This window comes from Aliivibrio thorii (assembly GCF_057368585.1).
This window is the reverse complement of the sequence record NZ_CM170654.1, coordinates 96,155-114,559: the sequence shown is the minus strand read 5'-3', so window position 1 is coordinate 114,559 and position 18,405 is coordinate 96,155. Positions and strand designations below refer to the sequence as shown.

Sequence of the window (18,405 nt, the reverse complement as noted above, 5' to 3'; positions counted from 1 at the left end):
TAGTTGTGTACATCTAACTTCCTATGGCTTCCTTCAGACCCCACCGTTGGCCAGTGACGCCCTTGCCATTCAGATTGTCTTCCCCTTAGTCGGGGTGACTCTGCTATCTTGCAAGCAGACGGGTTTGCCAGCTTTGCTGGGCAAACAAAAAAGCCTCGTTGATGCATATCTTCGAGGCTTTTTATTATCTGGATTGGAATTACTCACTACTCATCATAATGTTTGTTTTCGTTTATTTCATACGGCCAATAATGATGCCCAACACGGATCAATAATGTCGCTGCTGCAAGGATAAAGGCCGCTAGCGCCAACCAAACCACTAATACCGCATCGATCTCTTTCATTCCTAGCGTGATGTAACGAGCAATGGCCATCATGGCGATATAAATAGGATAACGCACTGGGATTTTTCCGTTCATCACAAATTGCTGCACCATGGCCAACACTTCAAGGTAGATAAACATCAATAAAATATCGGTTAACTGAATTTGCTGCTCAACAAAAACATGAATAAATTCATTCACCATCGCAAATAAGGTCGCTAACGTTATCGCAACCAGCAGGATCGCTTCTAAAATATGAAATACTTTTAAGAAAGGCTTACTAAATGATTTAGGCAGATGAGAAGGCATAACTAAAATATCCACTATTATTAAGGTTGAGGATTAATTGAACTTCTAATGATAGTGCTAAGATACGCTAACACAAAATTATTATTTCAATTAGCGTATTTATTTCATTCAAATTGATTCTTGATTGTGCTATTCTTCGCCACCCAATTTTCTATGCTTCGCATCCATCTTTTTTTTACCTTTTAAAGTGTAACGTAAAGAGAAATGCCATAACTCCCAAGAGAACCCATCATGAGTAAAGGTACACTTTATATTGTGTCAGCGCCAAGTGGTGCTGGTAAGTCGAGTTTGATCTCGGCACTGTTAGAAAGCAACCCAACTTATGCTATGAAAGTCTCTGTGTCTCATACTACTCGTGGTATGCGCCCAGGAGAAACAGATGGTGTTCATTACCATTTTATGCAGAAAGAGCATTTTGAAGAACTGATTGAAAAAAATGAATTCTTAGAATATGCAGAAGTATTTGGTAATTATTACGGAACTTCTCGTGTTTGGATCGAAGAAACTCTTGATAAGGGCATTGATGTATTCTTGGACATTGACTGGCAAGGCGCTCGTCAAATCCGTGAACAAATGCCTTTAGCAAAAAGTGTGTTCATTTTACCTCCATCAAATGGAGAACTTGAACGACGCCTAAATGCACGTGGTCAAGACAGCGATGCTGTTATTGCTAAGCGCATGAGCGAAGCAAAGTCTGAAATATCTCACTATGATGAATACGATTATGTGATTATTAATGATGACTTTGATACTGCACAAATGGACTTCCGTGCCATTATCCGTGCAGAGCGCTTAAAGCAAGACAAACAAACTATGAAATACAAAGGCATGTTAGACGCACTATTAGCTGACTAATTTCTTCGTATTTCTATTAGTATCTCGTAACCCTAGCTAGAAACTTATACCGGTTACTTGTATACTTTCTCAACATATAACTATTTTTGTTAATAAATTGGAGTCCTCATGGCACGTGTAACCGTTCAAGACGCAGTTGAAAAAATCGGCAACCGTTTCGACCTTGTTTTAGTTTCATCTCGTCGCGCACGTCAAATGCAAACTGGTGGTAAAGATGCGCTAGTGCCTGAAGAGAACGATAAAACGACTGTTATCGCTCTTCGTGAAATTGAAGAAGGCCTGATCACTAAAGAATTACTTGATGCTCGTGAACGTCAAGAGCAACAAGAGCAAGATGCCGCTGAATTAGCAGCAGTAAGCTCAATCACTCACAATCGTTAATCTCTATAATCTTTTATAGATTATAAATTACAGCAAACCTGACGGGGCGAAATTTGGATTTATTCGATAGCCTGAAAGATGTTGCCAAAGATTACCTGCCAGAGCCTCACATTGAGGCTCTTCGTCGATCTTATCTGGTAGCAAAAGAGGCCCATGAAGGGCAAACTCGCTCAAGTGGCGAACCTTATATCATTCATCCAGTAGCGGTGGCTCGTATTCTTGCAGAAATGCGACTCGACCATAAAACGCTAATGGCTGCACTGCTTCATGATGTTATTGAAGACACTGAAGTTAGCAAGGAAGAGCTAGCAGAACAATTTGGCGAGACTGTTGCTGAATTAGTGGATGGCGTTTCTAAGCTGGACAAACTTAAGTTCCGCGATAAAAAAGAAGCACAGGCTGAAAACTTCCGAAAAATGGTCATGGCGATGGTGCAAGACATCCGCGTTATTTTGATCAAACTTGCTGACCGTACCCACAATATGCGTACATTAGGTGCATTACGCCCTGATAAACGCCGTCGTATTGCCCGTGAAACCTTAGAAATTTTTTCTCCTTTGGCGCATCGCCTTGGTATCCATAACATTAAAACTGAGCTTGAAGAGCTAGGTTTTGAAGCCCTTTACCCAAATCGCTATCGCGTATTAAAAGAAGTAGTAAAGTCAGCTCGTGGTAACCGTAAAGAGATGATCCAAAAAATCCACTCTGAAATCGAAGGCCGTATTGCTGAAGCTGGCATTAAAGGTCGTGTGATTGGTCGAGAAAAAAACCTGTTCGCTATTTACAATAAAATGAAAAATAAAGAGCAGCGTTTCCATACCATTATGGATATCTACGCGTTCCGAGTGATTACAGACAATGTCGATACTTGTTATCGCGCACTAGGTCAGGTTCATAGTATTTATAAACCTCGTCCAGGCCGTATTAAAGATTACATTGCTGTGCCAAAAGCCAACGGTTACCAATCTCTTCACACCTCAATGGTTGGTCCTCACGGCGTTCCAGTTGAAGTTCAGATACGTACTGAAGACATGGAACAGATGGCAAATAAAGGCGTAGCAGCACACTGGTCGTACAAAGAGGGTGATAACTCTAGTACTACGGCACAGATCCGCGCTCAGCGTTGGATGCAAAGCTTACTTGAACTGCAACAAAGTGCAGGTAGCTCATTTGAATTTATTGAAAACGTAAAATCGGATCTCTTCCCGAATGAAATTTACGTCTTCACGCCAAAAGGCCGTATTTTTGAATTGCCTGTTGGTGCAACAGCGGTTGATTTTGCTTATGCCGTTCACTCTGATGTTGGTAACAGCTGTGTTGGTTCTCGTGTTAACCGTCAGCCTTATCCATTAAGTAAACCTCTTAAGAGCGGTCAAACGGTCGAGATCATCAGTGCTCCTGGCGCGCGTCCAAACGCAGCTTGGTTGAACTATGTAGTGACATCAAAGGCCCGCACTAAAATCCGCCAAGTTCTTAAGACAATGCGTAAAGAAGATTCTGTGATTTTAGGTCGCCGTCTACTTAACCATGCGCTTGGTCATAATGTATCGCTTGATAATGTTTCACAGGACAACATCAACCATGTTCTTTCTGATCTAAAACTTGCCGAGTTTGATGATTTACTCGCAGCTATTGGCTTAGGTGAGTTAATGAGCATTGTTGTTGCTCGTCGTCTTCTTGGTGATGCTGATGAACTAACAGAACAAGACTCTTCAAATATCGAAACGTCTACAGGTAAGAAATTACCAATTCGTGGTGCGGACGGTATTTTACTAACCTTTGCAAACTGTTGTCGCCCTATTCCTGGTGATCACATTATTGCTCATGTAAGTCCTGGTCGTGGTCTTGTGGTTCATATGGAAGAGTGTGCCAACGTTCGTGGTTATCAAAAAGAACTGGATAAATACATGGGTGTTGAGTGGGCTGATGAATTTGATCAAGAGTTTGCTACTGCATTAGATATTGATATTCAGAACCATCAAGGTGCACTAGCTGATTTAGCGAATGTAATCGCAGGCACTGGCTCTAATATCCGCGGTATTACTACCGAGGAAAAAGACGGACGTTTGTATACTATAACTATTGAGTTAACAGCAAAAGATCGCAAGCATTTAGCTGAGATTATGCGCCGTATTCGTGTCATGCCACACGCACTTAAAGTTCGTAGACATAAGAACTAGAAGCAGAAAATGAAGGGACGAGGTTCGAGTACGGACTTCGTCCTTTTAGTAGAGCTAGGTTTCAGGTCGCTTCGCTCGCAGGGTTCAGGTGTACTCACTTTTGATCTTCCTGAAACCTGAGCCCTGAATCCTCGCTTATCCTTACTCGCCCCTAGTCCCTCTAACCTATTCCAAGAAATAAAAAAAACATGAACTTAGAACGCTATCAACGAATTACTTCTGTATTAAAATCTCGTCAAACTGACCTTACACTCTGCCTAGAAGAAGTGCATAAAGCCAATAATGTCTCTGCGATTGTTCGCACTGCTGATGCGACTGGCGTACATAAAATTCATGCCGTATGGCCAACAGAGCAAATGCAAATGTTAGGACACACTTCGGCTGGAGCTCGTAACTGGGTTGATGTTGAAACACATAAAAATATTGATGATGCTTTTGCTGTGCTAAAAAGCCAAGGGATGCAGATCCTAGCAACGAATCTATCAGACACTGCGGTTGATTTTCGTGAAATTGATTACACCAAACCAACAGCTATTATTTTAGGCAGTGAGAAAACAGGGATCAGCAAGAAAGCATTGGCGATGGCTGATCATGACATTATTATCCCTATGGTTGGCATGGTGCAGTCTTTAAATGTATCTGTAGCTAGTGCATTAATTTTATATGAAGCACAGCGTCAGCGTGATTTAGCGGGCATGTATGACCGTGAAGAGAGCACACTACCTGCAGAGTATATTAATCACGTACTATTTGAACGTGGTCACCCAGTTCTTGCCAAAGTAGCAAAGCGTAAAGGTCTTGCTTACCCTCAATTGGATGAGACGGGACAGATTGTTGCAGATGACGTTTGGTGGGCAAGAATGCAGGCGGCGGATTAAGAGCGAGATCTTAGGGTTCAGATCGGTCGCAAGCTCCCTTGCAGAGTTCAGGGGTGTTCGTTATAACCACAGCGTTCACAAGACTGTTCCTCCCCTTTTTCACCAATGTAACTTGGTAGAAAGTGCCGATATAAGGGGAGGCTAGGAGGGGTTGTAAGTGATGAGATTTTGTTTGTCTGCATAATAAGAAACAACGTAACCAACCCCCTCTAACTCCCCCTTGTATCAACTATATCGATCTCATAGCAATAGCGATAAAGGGGGAGAACCATTCTTTGTTACTGTGATAACAGCAGATTGCCTCTGAATTCTGCAAGCGTAGCGATCTGAACTCTTCTTTTTTAGCTCTTCCTGAAACCTGAAACCTTTAGGACAAAGTCCGTCCTTAAGCGAAGCGTCCTGCTCTTACTCCCTCATCAACATAAACGTTCCTGAAAACTCGGCCGCAGGCTTATCCCCATTACACAAATCTACAGTTATTTTCACTCTTGCTCGTTTACCTGATTTCAAGCGATCAAAATCCCCTTGTAGGCAATTTAATGACGTAATGCCTTTTGGGTTTTCAGTGATCGGTTGTCGATAGCGAATATGACTATCCACTAACATGATGCTCGTCGTATCTAAACCCCGTTCTTTCAAAAGTAACCATACCATTCCCCATGCAGTTAGCGTCCCCATAGTAAAAATACTTCCTGCAAACATGGTGTTGTGAGGATTTAAATTGGCATTTAGTACTGCACCAACTTCAAAGCGATAACCTGTATATTGGGTAATTTTAATGCCCATTTTATCACTGATTGGAATTTCACTTTCCCAACGCTCTTGTAGTTCTGCACACCAATCTGGACGGCGTAAAACATCTGCTAGAGGATCAAGTTGCTTAAGCATTTGCTGATGACGAATCGGACCTCGCTCATCATTTAGCTCGCCTTGGCTTTCAAACCCATTTCGCACATAAAACGGAATCGCTTCTTCACGAGCATTACATACTAATCGCTTTGCTCCTTCTTGGCGCGCATAAGACTCTAGAGCGACCATTATCAGTGCACCTATACCTTTCCCTCGATAATTAGAAGAAACCGCCATATAGCGAATTTGACCATCATTATCAGGAGTTAAATATAAGCGCCCTACTGCTATCGGTTGACCCCTACCATCCAAAATCATTCGATGCTGACTCATTTCATCATACGCATCACGTTCTGAACCCACAGGTTGGCGCCAAGGCTCACGCAATACTTGCCAACGGAAATGGTAGTAGGCATTAAGTTCAACCTCTGTGGTTGGGGTGATAAGTCGAAACATATAAATCCTTTTATTGTGATTAGGGACGAGGGCGCTACGCTTCGAGATACAAGTACGGACTTCGTCCTCGAGAAAGAACTGAGAGAGCAGGGGGGATCGTTGTGATTTCAGCGTTTGCAATACTGTTCCTCCCCTTTTTAACCAATGTAACTTGGTAGAAACTGCCGATATAAGGGGAGGCTAGGAGGGGTTGTAAATGATGTAGTTTGATTTATCGGCATAATATAAAACACATTACCAACCCCCTCTAACTCCCCCTTGTATTCACTATATCGATCTCACAACTATTGTGATAAAGGGGGAGAACCATTCTTTGTCACTGTAATTTCAGCGAACACCTCTGAAACCTGCAAGCGCAGCGTCCTGAAACCTAAAAACTCACCACATCAACACTCTCGCTCTTATAGTCTCTAGTTTCGTCAGCGAAGCGTCCTAGAATCTCGCCCCTACTTTTAAATCTGCAACCAGAACGTCACTGGTCCATCATTCACTAACGATACCTTCATGTCCGCGGCAAATCGCCCTCTTTGCGTATTTAATTTCTCTTCACAGAGATCTGAAAAATAATCATACAAGCGCTCTGCATCAGCAGGATGTGCGCCTTTAGAAAAACCTGGGCGCGTGCCTTTTTTAGTATCTGCCGGTAAGGTAAATTGTGAAACTACAAGTACACTACCACTGACTTGTTGCACATTTAAGTTCATCTTACCGTCTTGATCTTCAAAGATTCGGTAAGTTAATACTCTTTCCATTAGACGCTTAGCTTTTGCTTCATCATCTTCTTTTTCAACACCTAATAAAATTAATAAACCTTGATTAATTTCACCGGTGATCTCGCCATCAACTTTTACTGCGGCTTCACTTACTCTCTGGATCAGTGCTATCACTTTCTATAAATCCTTGCTGTTGTGTTAATGCTTTAATATCGGATTCCAATACATTGGAGCTAACTTTACCCGCTAACCATTCATCAAATTCACCTAAACTGGCGGTGATCTCTGCACCGATCAAAACAATAATCCAACACAAATAAACCCAAACAAATAAAATAGGTACCGCAGCTAGCGCACCGTAAATCACCTGATAAGAAGGAAATTGCGTAATATATTGAGCAAAACCCACTTTACTGATCTCAAATAAACAACCTGCAGACATAGCCCCGATAAGTGCATGCCTAATTTGTATTTTTTTATTTGGTACCAATAAATACAACCCAACAAAAGCTGAGAATGACAATATAATAGGCAACCATCCTAATAAAGTCCGATAAAAACTCGAGACGATTTCATCTTCCATTATATTTAGAGAGGTTACATACGAAGTCGCTGCAATACTTGCCCCAACCAATAGCGGACCTAAAGTTAGAATCATCCAATAAAGAGAAAAGGAGTACATTGGACGACGCTTTTTCTTCACTCGCCAAATGTAATTCAGGCTACGATCAATTGCTGATATCAGCATCACAGAGGCAACAAATAAGAATCCAGAGCCTACTGCTGTCATTTTTCCTGTATTGGAAATGAATTCTTTTAAACTCCCTTCAACAGCATCACTGGCTGCCGGTACAAAGTTTTGAATCACAAATGCTTGAACCGTTTCTCCCGCCCCTGAAAATATAGGAAATTGAGAAAGCACAGAAAGTAATACGGTAATCAAAGGTACTAATGATAGCAACGTAATGTAAGCCATATAACCAGCACTAACGGTCAGCCTGTCATGAAGGATTCGCTGCTTTAAAAATAAAAAGTATGACCAGCTAATCCTTAGCGTATGTTTAAATTTCTCTTCCATCGATTTACTCTTAAAAAAATATCAGCTTTTACATATACCAATTCAAGTAAGTGTGTGTCCAGATAATTGCGTAGAAAAAATAGATTAGAACAAGCAAGAATGGTCACCAACTTATTTGGGTTGGTATTATCATAGCAGATAAAAAAAATCCCTTCGTAGTTGCCTACAAAGGGATTTTAAATTTTATTCGATTTGTGATTTAACGAAAGCTAAATCTCTAAATCAATAATTATTTAGGTGCACGACCAGCACGCTTACGATCGTTCTCTGTAAGATGACGCTTACGGATACGGATGCTTGCTGGTGTTACTTCTACTAGCTCATCATCATCGATGAATTCTAAAGCTTGCTCAAGTGTGTACTTGATAGCAGGAGAAAGCGTTTGTGCTTCATCTGTACCAGATGCACGTACGTTAGTCAGTTGTTTACCGCGTAGACAGTTGATAGTCAGATCGTTAGCACGGTTATGAATACCGATGATTTGACCTTCGTATACTTCGTCACCGTGCTCAGCAAATAGACGACCACGCTCTTGAAGGTTGAATAGAGAGTAAGTTACTGCTTTACCCATACCGTTCGAGATTAATACGCCGTTAGCACGTTGGCCGATTTCGCCGCCTTTGTGTGGACCGTAGTGATCAAATGAGTGGTAGATTAGACCAGAACCAGACGTCATTGTTAGGAATTCAGTTTGGAAACCGATAAGACCACGAGAAGGCATCATGAAGTCCATGCGAACACGGCCTTTACCATCTGGAGCCATATCTGTTAGCTCACCCTTACGGATACCAATGCTTTCCATGATTGCACCTTGGTGCTCTTCCATAACATCGATAGTTACTGTTTCAAACGGTTCTGTTAGGTTACCGTTTTCATCATTTTTGATGATAACTTCAGGACGAGATACTGCTAGCTCGAAACCTTCACGACGCATGTTTTCGATCAGGATAGATAGGTGAAGTTCACCACGGCCTGATACGCGGAATTTATCTGGATCTGACGCTTGTTCAACACGTAATGCTACGTTGTGAACTAGTTCTTTTTCTAGACGCTCAAGGATGTTACGTGAAGTAACGAACTTACCTTCTTTACCAGCGAAAGGAGAGTTGTTTACTTGGAAAGTCATTGTAACTGTTGGTTCGTCAACAGACAGTGGCTTCATCGCTTCAACGTTGTTTACGTCACAGATTGTGTCTGAAATTTTCAGCTCACCAAGACCTGTGATTGCAATGATGTCACCAGCATTTGCAACTTCAACTTCGTGACGGTCAAGACCTAGGTAACCAAGAACTGTACCTACTTTACCATTACGTTGCTTACCATCAGCGCCGATGATAGTTACTTGTTGGTTTGCTCTTACAGAACCACGAGTAACACGACAAACACCGATAACACCAACATAAGAGTTGTAATCAAGTTGAGAAACTTGCATTTGTAGAGAACCGTCGATGTCTACGTTTGGAGCATCTACGTTATCAACTACTGCTTGGAACAATGGTTCCATGTTTTCGCCAACTTCGCCTTCTTCCATTGTCGCCCAGCCGTTTAGAGCTGAAGCGTATACAACTGTGAAGTCTAGTTGCTCATCTGTTGCGCCTAGGTTGTCGAATAGGTCAAAGATTTGATCCATAACCCAATCAGGACGAGCACCAGGACGGTCAATCTTGTTGATAACAACGATTGGCTTAAGGCCGTGTGAGAATGCTTTTTGTGTAACGAAACGCGTTTGAGGCATTGGGCCGTCAACGGCATCTACGATAAGAAGAACTGAATCAACCATAGACATGATACGCTCAACTTCACCACCGAAATCGGCGTGTCCAGGAGTATCTACGATGTTGATGCGGTAATCGTTCCAGTTAATTGCTGTATTTTTAGCAAGGATCGTAATACCACGCTCTTTCTCGATGTCGTTCGAGTCCATTACGCGTTCTTCAGTCTCACCACGAGATGATTCTAGTGTGCCTGATTGTTGTAATAGCTTATCAACCAACGTTGTTTTACCGTGGTCAACGTGCGCAATAATTGCGATATTTCTTAGTTTATCAATCTGTGGAGTAGACATGGATTCAAATTCACTCAGAGCGTGTAGAGCCACCATTGGCGCTACTTTGGTTTAAAAACGGTCAATAATTTAACAGATTTTAGAGCAAAACCCACGAAATATGTGATTGAAGACACAATTTTTTTTCAATTAATTTAATAGAGCCCACAAAAACGACGAAAAAAAGAACAATTAAGTCATAATTTATTCGATTTTTTTCTTCACTTTATTTTTTGAAACAAAAAATAAAATTTCTTTTATATCATACAGTTAATTAAATTATATTTAATTTAGCATGCATTTTACAAGGGAATTAGATTGACAAATATACGATTTCACTGCTGAATAGCGGTTAGAAGTAAATTAATGACTATTTATTTTTTATTTATCTCAGTTCAAAGCTGCACCAAAACAGTGCAAACAGAGATAAGATTGGTGCAAAAATAAAACCCACCACAGAAGAACTAAATATAAGTCATTAATATTAAAGGATTATTACTTTTGGCACAGTTCTAGCTATATAGTAAATAACAGCTTAGCTGGCCAATATTTATATTATAACACCGGAGGTTATCCTACATGTCAGTAGAAAACGTATTAGCTCTAATTCAAGAGAACGAAGTAAAATTTATTGATTTACGCTTTACCGATACAAAAGGTAAAGAGCAACACATCTCAATTCCTTCTCATCAAGTTGATGCAGACTTCTTCGAAGACGGCAAAATGTTTGACGGTTCTTCAGTTGCAGGCTGGAAAGGCATTAATGAATCTGACATGGTAATGATGCCGGATGCAGCAAGTGCAGTTCTTGACCCATTCACTGCTGATCCAACATTAAATGTTCGCTGTGACATCCTTGAGCCAACAACAATGCAAGGTTACGATCGTGATCCTCGCTCAATCGCAAAACGTTCAGAAGATTACCTGCGTTCAACAGGTCTCGCTGATACCGTTTTAGTTGGTCCTGAGCCAGAATTCTTCCTATTTGATGACGTTCGTTTCAATACTGATATGTCAGGTTCTTTCTTTAAGATTGATGATATTGAAGCAGCATGGAACTCAGGTACGGAATACGAAGGCGGCAACAAAGGCCATCGTCCTGGCGTTAAAGGCGGTTACTTTCCAGTAGCTCCTGTTGATTCATCTCAAGATATCCGCTCAGCTATGTGTTTAATCATGGAAGAAATGGGCCTTGTTGTTGAAGCGCACCACCATGAAGTAGCAACTGCGGGTCAAAATGAGATCGCAACACGCTTCAATACGCTAACAAACAAGGCTGATGAAACTCAAATCTATAAGTATGTTGTTCATAACGTAGCCCACGCTTACGGTAAAACAGCGACTTTCATGCCAAAACCTCTTGTTGGTGACAACGGTTCAGGCATGCACGTTCATATGTCATTGAACAAAGATGGACAAAACTTATTTGCTGGCGATAAGTACGGCGGCCTATCTGAAATGGCTATCTTCTTCATTGGTGGCATCATTAAACACGCTCGTGCAATCAATGCATTTGCTAACCCAACAACGAACTCATACAAGCGTCTTGTCCCTGGCTTTGAAGCACCTGTTATGCTTGCATACTCTGCACGTAACCGTTCAGCTTCTATCCGTATCCCTGTGGTACCAAGTCCGAAAGCACGTCGTATCGAAGTTCGTTTTGGTGACCCAGCAGCTAACCCATACTTAAGCTATTCTGCAATGCTAATGGCTGGTCTTGACGGCATTAAGAACAAGATCAATCCAGGCGAAGCAATGGATAAAGATCTATATGACCTTCCTGCGGAAGAAGCGGCTGAAATTCCAAAAGTTGCAGAGTCTCTAGATATCGCATTACAAGCTCTAGATTCAGATCGTGAATTCTTAACGGCTGGTGGCGTATTCTCTAATGACTTCATTGATTCTTACATCAACCTTAAAGCTCAAGATGTTGCTGCTATCAACACTGCAGTTCATCCACTTGAGTTTGAAATGTATTACTCAGTTTAATTCTGACGTAACAAATTGAAATCAAATCAATGTTTTTAGGCTCGCTTCACAAGCGGGCCTTTTTTATATTGGCAAAACCTCGTTTACGCGCAACACTAACTCTTATTCATACAATAAATAACTGACGTTTTATTGTATTGAATTATACCAATGTAACTAATTAGATGATCTATTTATTACGCAGAAAAATCACTTAAGAGTAAGACAAAAATGCTTATAAGTAGTTATTCTACAATAATTTTTAACATAGCTATTGAGTTATTTAACCAGTAATAATGAGCAGATAATTAATGTATTACATAACCTAAACGAGATTTCATATATAAAGCCGTTTTGAAATCAAATAATAACCATCATCAATGGTGGAACTATGCTTCATACCTACATAATTCTTTTATTTTTTAGTCTTTTCTCTCTTCCAGCAATGGCGGATGCCGTATATACGTGGGAAGACAGTAAAGGCGTTAGGCATTTCAGTGATACTCCACCTCCTAGCAGTGTAAAATCAAAACAACTCTCATTTTCGTCAGAACCCAATGAAATTGAAAATATTCCAACACCTTCTGCATCGAAAAAAAACACCTCTAAAAAAGCAAAAAGTAAATCTAAAGAACCACTAGCTCCATTAGATATTTCTATAACTAACCTTTCTCAAGAAGAAACTATTCGCAGTTCACGAGGCCATATAATGGTACTAACAGACCTTACTCGTAAACTTGTTGTCGGTGAAAAACTTCAATTAATTCTCGATGGCTCACCTTATGGTTTACCTCAGACTTCTAAAGAATGGAAGCTTACAAATATAGAAAGAGGTACTCACATCATTACCGTTATCGCACAAAAAGACGGCAAGAGAATTGCATCATCAAAGATACTGACTGTGCACTTGCATCGACCATCCAAACTATAAGTACATATAGTGAATAAGAGCGTATAAATTCACGTAATTTGGAGAGTCACTGCCTTTTAAGAAAGGTAACAATGCACTAGAATGGTGCATTCAAATGTGATGACAAGGATGTGGCTCGATTATGGATTTTTCAACGCAACTACTGGATAACCAAGTCACTGCTATTTTGCTGCTTGATGACCAACGTAATATTCATTATGCCAACCCTGCTGCTGAACAACTCTTTTCACAAAGCGCCCAGCGAATGGCCGCTCATGTTTTTGATGATCTTTTTCAGCACACTAAGTTTGATCTATCGACGTTAATACTGCCTTTAGATACAGGGCAAAGTGTTACTGATAGCGATGTTTGCATGATCGTTAACAACTGTCCCTTATACATAGAAGTCACTTCAAGCCCTATTGAAATAAAGAAATCATTGTATCTTTTGGTCGAAATTCGCCAAATAGAACAACAACGTCGTTTATCTCAGGAAATTAATCAACACGCCCAGCAACAAGCAGCCAAAGTATTGGTACGTAGCTTAGCGCATGAAATAAAGAACCCATTAGGCGGTTTACGTGGCGCGGCTCAATTACTAGAGCGAATGCTACCAAACCCTGATTTACATGAATATACCCAAATAATAATCGAGCAGGCCGACCGATTACGTAATCTCGTTGATCGCTTGCTGGGTCCGCAAAAGTTGGGGCAAAAAAAGCCTGAAAACCTACACGCAATTATCGAAAAAGTACGTCAATTAATTGAATTAAATTCAAGCTATCAGGTTCGTATTATTCGAGATTATGACCCTAGCTTGCCCGACTTTGATATGGATGCAGAGCAAATAGAACAAGCACTATTAAATATCATCAGTAACGCAGCTGAGGTATTAAAAGATCAACCCGATGGTAGTATTACGCTACGAACTCGTACTGACTATCAAACTAATATTCATGGTCAACGCCATCGACTTGCAGTCAAAATAGAGATCATCGACAACGGTCCAGGTATTCCAAATCATATCCAAGACACCCTCTTTTACCCCATGGTCAGTGCGCGTGAAGGAGGTACAGGTCTTGGACTATCGATTTCACAAAACTTAATCGACCAACACAACGGTAAAATTGATGTCACCAGTTGGCCAGGAAAAACAGCATTTACAGTTTACCTACCACTTAAATAATAAAAATAACCACCACAATAAAGATAAATTTATAAGTGACAACTATCTTGAAAAACACCGCGGAGAAGAATTTATGAGCAAAGGATTTATTTGGGTTGTTGACGACGACAGCTCTATTCGCTGGGTATTAGAAAAAACATTAACAAGCACCAATATGATGTGTGAAAGTTTTGGCGATGCTGAAAGTGTTATCCAAGCATTAGAACGTAATGTTCCTGATGTGATCATTTCTGACATCAGAATGCCGGGAATGGATGGTTTATCTCTCTTGAATCATGTTCAAGAAAACTACCCCGAATTACCCGTAATCATCATGACGGCTCACTCTGATCTCGATGCTGCTGTCAGCGCTTATCAAAAAGGCGCTTTTGAATACTTACCAAAACCATTTGATATTGATGAAGCACTCACTCTGGTTGAACGCGCGCTCGCTCATAGCCAAGAGCAAAAAAAACAAAGTACTAATAAACCAAATAAAGAGCATCATGTTCCTGAAATTATTGGCGAAGCACCTGCAATGCAAGAGGTTTTTCGTGCCATTGGTCGGTTATCTCGCTCTTCCATTTCAGTACTAATTAATGGGGAATCAGGCACCGGTAAAGAATTAGTTGCCCACGCGCTTCATCGTCACAGCCCTAGAGCAAGTAGTGAATTTATCGCCCTTAATATGGCAGCTATCCCAAAAGATTTAATTGAATCGGAACTATTTGGCCATGAGAAAGGCGCATTTACTGGTGCAAATTCGGTTCGTAAAGGTCGATTTGAGCAAGCAAATGGTGGCACCTTATTTTTAGATGAAATTGGCGACATGCCATTAGATATTCAAACAAGATTGCTTCGCGTGCTTGCTGACGGGCAGTTCTACCGTGTTGGCGGGCATTCACCAATTCAAGTTGACGTGCGGATCATCGCAGCAACACACCAAAATTTAGAAAAGTTGGTTTCTGATGGGGGGTTTCGAGAAGATCTATACCACCGATTAAACGTTATTCGGGTACACATTCCTGCCCTACGTGAACGTCGTGAAGATATAACAAAATTAACAGAACATTTCTTACATTTAGCCTCTAAAGAGCTAGGGATTGAATGCAAAACACTCAGCAAAGAAGCGAGTAGTAAACTCAGCGAATGCGCATGGCCAGGCAACATAAGACAACTAGAAAACACCTGCCGCTGGTTAACCGTAATGGCAAGCAGCCAAGAGGTGCTTGCCTCTGACTTACCACTAGAACTATTCACAACCATCACCGCATCCGAACAAGGTACATCAGATTGGCAAGCCCAATTAAGTGAATGGGTAGAAGAGCAACTCGCTCAAGGAGAGGTCGATATTTTAAATAAAGTAATTCCTAACGTGGAACGTATTTTATTAGAAAAAGCCCTTCATCATACTCACGGGCATAAACAAGATGCAGCGAAACTGCTTGGTTGGGGAAGAAACACCTTAACCAGAAAATTAAAAGAAATTGAATAGTACTTTTTAAACAATAAGTTAATCAAACCACTATAACTAATAAAGAAGGAAACGCTCATATAACGCGATAACTCCACTGAAGTTTTCTTTATTGTCGTCGATAACTTACTTATACTTATGTAGATAGAAAGCGATGTAAGTAGATATAACTATCTTTGCATAGAATTAATCGTTCGCAATAAACAAAATTGGATGGTGTAAACAAAAGCGTTATGAATAATTTAACCACAAAAAAACAGTTTTCTTTAAGAACCGCCGTAATGCTCCCCTTCATTACGGTGTTACTGTTAACGCTCAGCGTGGTTTTTTACACCCAAAATAAAAGTTATGAAAAACTGATTGATAATGTAAGCCAAAAAATACTCACCTCTTACACCCAAAATACTCACGCCGACCTTAATGTTTTCTTAAAAGCACCCTATGTCGCGGTTCAAAATATGGTTGATCAAATCCAGCGTTATCAAATGTATCAACCAAATAATACTGAAAATATTCAAGACTACTTAAGACACAGCTTGCGTGAGGTATATACCGATTTAAAACAAATGGATGTACTTTCATTTGGTGGAGAGCAAAAAGAGTACATTGGTTTTCGTCGAAACAGTGATAACGGCCTCTCACTCATGCTTCAGGATGAAAGAACGGATGACGATCTGATTATTTATCATGGTAATCAAGTATCTAACGATATTCGCTCAATTATACCTAATTACGACCCCCGCCAACGACCATGGTACACACCTGTTGTTAATTCCTTAACTTTAAGGTGGTCTCAAATTTATACCAATGCTGACGAGCTTAAAGAAATAACCATCTCTACGATGCACCCTGTCTTTTATAAGAAAAATTTTGTCGGTGTTTTCGCTGCAGATATAAAATTAGACGCTTTTAATGACTTTCTCCAAAAAAAAATAAAAGACACAAAAGGTTCAATTTACCTTATCGATAACCAACAACGTCTTATTGCCCACTCTAATATTGATAGCGTCATTTCTTCAGGAACAAAGCAAAGCCCTTATGGTGCACGATTATTAGCAACAGAAAGCTCCGATATCGCAATACAAAAAAGCGCTGAATATATCCAAAAACACCAATTATTAAACAAGGAAATAGCTAACTTTTTTTATTTTTCTTACAAGGGTGAACGCTACTTTAGTCAAATTACACCATATAACGATAATCACGGCATCAACTGGTACATTATCACATCTATTGTCGAAAGTGATTTACTCGGCAACCTACAACAAGAGCAACGTAAAGGATTACTCTTTGGTATATTACTCGCCTTCGCTGGGTTGCTTGTTGGTATCTACACGATTACTCAAGTCACTCAACCGATCTTTACAGCGGCTAATGCAGCCAGAAATATCGCCAAAGGGAATTGGGATAATAACGTTGAAGCCAAAGGCAGTATTTATGAAACCACCTTGTTAATGAATGCCTTCAATGACATGACCCATAAATTGCAATCTTCGTTTGAAACCATGCGCCAACAAATACTCTTTGATCCTCTAACTCAAGTACTCAGCAGGCAAGGTCTTATCGAACATAGTCGTACCATGCTTAGTGAACAAAAAGAATACGAGCAAGGCTTATTATTAATTGGGATAGACAACTTTAGGGACATCAATGACAGTTTAGGTATCTTAGAGGGTGACCAGTTACTACAACGCATTACTGAGCGCCTAAAAGCTAGCTTCCATACATCAAACATAGCGATTGCTCGTGTTGGTGGGGATGAGTTTGGATTATTCTTTTCCAATTTAAATAGCACTGATCAATTACAACAACATGCGCTCGATGTGCACGCTTGCTTCATGACGCCTTTTCATATCAGCGCAAACCCTACATTAATTTCGATATCAATTGGGCTTGTCTACGATAATTTAAATTGCGATGCCATGACTCTATGGCTAAGAAATGCCAGCATTGCTTTAAGCCAAGCAAAGAAAAATAATTTAGATACCTCTCTTTACGCCCCAGAAATGGCAATCGCTTCACAGTACAAAGCGAACATTACAGCTGAGCTCGCTTCTGCAATAGAAAATAACGAAATGCTGCCTTTTTATCAGCCCATTATTGATCTTAAAACAGGGAGAATTATTGGCGCTGAAGCTCTTATCCGTTGGATGAATCCACGAAGAGGCTTAGTTTCTCCTTTAGATTTCATCCCTCTAGCAGAAGACAACGGTATGATCATTCCAATAGGCACTCAAATATTAACTCAGACCTGTTTGGATACAGTTGAGCGAATAAATAAAGGATTGTGGCCGAAAGATTTCCATATGCACGTAAACCTATCTGTCTGCCAATTAACCCAAGATGGTTTCTTAGATGAGTTAAACAGCATACTCCAACAAACTAAAATACCAGCGCAAAACTTAACCCTTGAGATTACAGAATCTCGCTTAGTGAATCACGATACAAGTACTACCAATACCATGAAAAAAATTCGTGATTTAGGAATACAAATTGCCATTGATGATTTTGGTACTGGTTATTCTTCATTAGCCTACATCCATAAACTACCCTTTGATGTATTAAAAGTAGACCGCACCTTTATTAAAGATCTGACTGCTGAAAATGTTGAATCTTCCATTGCTGCAGCCGTATATAACATGACAAAAGGATTTAATATTACCCTTGTCGCCGAAGGAATTGAAACGCAAGAGCAAGCAGATCTATTAGCAAAATTAAACTATAACCACGCCCAAGGCTTTCTTTATAGTCGACCATTACCATTGACTGAGTGGCCAACAGAATAAGTAAACATCGCAGCGTAATCCCTAAGATTGCGCTGT

Annotated in this window: 14 protein-coding genes; 9 read left to right on the top strand and 5 right to left on the bottom strand. The window is 40.4% G+C overall.

Annotated features, from left to right (window positions below):
* Positions 1 to 206: 206 nt before the first annotated feature.
* Positions 207 to 632: a phosphate-starvation-inducible PsiE family protein gene (locus AC2IP4_RS00475; protein ID WP_130087352.1), complete on the bottom strand. Its 426-nt coding sequence runs from the start codon at positions 630 to 632 to the stop codon at positions 207 to 209.
* A gap of 231 nt (positions 633 to 863) precedes the next feature.
* On the opposite strand from AC2IP4_RS00475, the gene gmk reads away from it, so the two are divergent.
* The 4 genes from gmk to trmH all read left to right on the top strand — a co-directional run bounded on the left by gmk (position 864) and on the right by trmH (position 4,926).
* Positions 864 to 1,487, top strand: a complete 624-nt coding sequence (gene gmk / locus AC2IP4_RS00470; protein ID WP_375321532.1) for a guanylate kinase — start codon at positions 864 to 866, stop codon at positions 1,485 to 1,487.
* 108 nt (positions 1,488 to 1,595) lie between these two features.
* Positions 1,596 to 1,868: a DNA-directed RNA polymerase subunit omega gene (gene rpoZ / locus AC2IP4_RS00465; protein WP_060993374.1), complete on the top strand. Its 273-nt coding sequence runs from the start codon at positions 1,596 to 1,598 to the stop codon at positions 1,866 to 1,868.
* Between the two features lie 53 nt (positions 1,869 to 1,921).
* Entirely contained in the window at positions 1,922 to 4,048 is a 2,127-nt protein-coding gene (spoT, locus tag AC2IP4_RS00460; protein WP_375321531.1) for a bifunctional GTP diphosphokinase/guanosine-3',5'-bis pyrophosphate 3'-pyrophosphohydrolase, read from the top strand.
* A 188-nt stretch (positions 4,049 to 4,236) separates the two neighbouring features.
* Positions 4,237 to 4,926, top strand: a complete 690-nt coding sequence (gene trmH / locus AC2IP4_RS00455; protein WP_375321530.1) for a tRNA (guanosine(18)-2'-O)-methyltransferase TrmH — start codon at positions 4,237 to 4,239, stop codon at positions 4,924 to 4,926.
* A 405-nt stretch (positions 4,927 to 5,331) separates the two neighbouring features.
* On the opposite strand, the gene AC2IP4_RS00450 is transcribed toward trmH, so the two are convergent.
* The 4 genes from AC2IP4_RS00450 to typA form a co-directional block, all read right to left on the bottom strand.
* Positions 5,332 to 6,231: a bifunctional GNAT family N-acetyltransferase/hotdog fold thioesterase gene (locus AC2IP4_RS00450; RefSeq protein WP_375321529.1), complete on the bottom strand. Its 900-nt coding sequence runs from the start codon at positions 6,229 to 6,231 to the stop codon at positions 5,332 to 5,334.
* Positions 6,232 to 6,683: 452 nt separating this feature from the next.
* On the bottom strand, positions 6,684 to 7,118 hold the full coding sequence (gene dtd, locus AC2IP4_RS00445; RefSeq protein WP_486310461.1) for a D-aminoacyl-tRNA deacylase: 435 nt from the start codon (positions 7,116 to 7,118) through the stop codon (positions 6,684 to 6,686).
* Positions 7,090 to 8,022: a virulence factor BrkB family protein gene (locus tag AC2IP4_RS00440; RefSeq protein WP_375321527.1), complete on the bottom strand. Its 933-nt coding sequence runs from the start codon at positions 8,020 to 8,022 to the stop codon at positions 7,090 to 7,092. Before AC2IP4_RS00440 ends, dtd begins: the two co-directional genes overlap by 29 nt.
* Positions 8,023 to 8,251: 229 nt before the next feature.
* Positions 8,252 to 10,087: a translational GTPase TypA gene (gene typA, locus AC2IP4_RS00435; RefSeq protein ID WP_375321526.1), complete on the bottom strand. Its 1,836-nt coding sequence runs from the start codon at positions 10,085 to 10,087 to the stop codon at positions 8,252 to 8,254.
* 558 nt (positions 10,088 to 10,645) lie between these two features.
* Between typA and glnA the strand changes: the two genes are divergently transcribed.
* The 5 genes from glnA to gepA all read left to right on the top strand — a co-directional run bounded on the left by glnA (position 10,646) and on the right by gepA (position 18,369).
* Positions 10,646 to 12,055 (top strand): glutamate--ammonia ligase, encoded by a 1,410-nt coding sequence (gene glnA / locus AC2IP4_RS00430; protein WP_060993380.1) that lies wholly within the window; start codon positions 10,646 to 10,648, stop codon positions 12,053 to 12,055.
* Positions 12,056 to 12,425: 370 nt separating this feature from the next.
* Positions 12,426 to 12,965: a DUF4124 domain-containing protein gene (locus AC2IP4_RS00425; RefSeq protein WP_375321525.1), complete on the top strand. Its 540-nt coding sequence runs from the start codon at positions 12,426 to 12,428 to the stop codon at positions 12,963 to 12,965.
* A 121-nt stretch (positions 12,966 to 13,086) separates the two neighbouring features.
* Positions 13,087 to 14,130, top strand: a complete 1,044-nt coding sequence (glnL, locus tag AC2IP4_RS00420; protein WP_375321524.1) for a nitrogen regulation protein NR(II) — start codon at positions 13,087 to 13,089, stop codon at positions 14,128 to 14,130.
* 73 nt (positions 14,131 to 14,203) lie between these two features.
* A complete protein-coding gene (glnG, locus tag AC2IP4_RS00415; RefSeq protein WP_375321523.1) occupies positions 14,204 to 15,604 on the top strand; it encodes a nitrogen regulation protein NR(I) in 1,401 nt (466 codons plus the stop codon).
* 212 nt (positions 15,605 to 15,816) lie between these two features.
* A complete protein-coding gene (gene gepA, locus AC2IP4_RS00410; protein WP_375321522.1) occupies positions 15,817 to 18,369 on the top strand; it encodes a phosphodiesterase GepA in 2,553 nt (850 codons plus the stop codon).
* Positions 18,370 to 18,405 lie beyond the last annotated feature (36 nt).

What these genes read in the sequence shown, in the direction of transcription:
- rpoZ (WP_060993374.1), top strand. Translation starts at nt 1,596, where the DNA reads ATGGCACGTGTAACCGTTCAAGACGCAGTTGAAAAAATCGGCAACCGT.
- typA (WP_375321526.1), bottom strand. Translation starts at nt 10,087, where the DNA reads ATGTCTACTCCACAGATTGATAAACTAAGAAATATCGCAATTATTGCG.
- AC2IP4_RS00440 (WP_375321527.1), bottom strand. Translation starts at nt 8,022, where the DNA reads ATGGAAGAGAAATTTAAACATACGCTAAGGATTAGCTGGTCATACTTT.
- AC2IP4_RS00475 (WP_130087352.1), bottom strand. Translation starts at nt 632, where the DNA reads ATGCCTTCTCATCTGCCTAAATCATTTAGTAAGCCTTTCTTAAAAGTA.
- trmH (WP_375321530.1), top strand. Translation starts at nt 4,237, where the DNA reads ATGAACTTAGAACGCTATCAACGAATTACTTCTGTATTAAAATCTCGT.
- AC2IP4_RS00425 (WP_375321525.1), top strand. Translation starts at nt 12,426, where the DNA reads ATGCTTCATACCTACATAATTCTTTTATTTTTTAGTCTTTTCTCTCTT.
- glnG (WP_375321523.1), top strand. Translation starts at nt 14,204, where the DNA reads ATGAGCAAAGGATTTATTTGGGTTGTTGACGACGACAGCTCTATTCGC.
- AC2IP4_RS00450 (WP_375321529.1), bottom strand. Translation starts at nt 6,231, where the DNA reads ATGTTTCGACTTATCACCCCAACCACAGAGGTTGAACTTAATGCCTAC.
- gmk (WP_375321532.1), top strand. Translation starts at nt 864, where the DNA reads ATGAGTAAAGGTACACTTTATATTGTGTCAGCGCCAAGTGGTGCTGGT.
- glnL (WP_375321524.1), top strand. Translation starts at nt 13,087, where the DNA reads ATGGATTTTTCAACGCAACTACTGGATAACCAAGTCACTGCTATTTTG.
- gepA (WP_375321522.1), top strand. Translation starts at nt 15,817, where the DNA reads ATGAATAATTTAACCACAAAAAAACAGTTTTCTTTAAGAACCGCCGTA.
- glnA (WP_060993380.1), top strand. Translation starts at nt 10,646, where the DNA reads ATGTCAGTAGAAAACGTATTAGCTCTAATTCAAGAGAACGAAGTAAAA.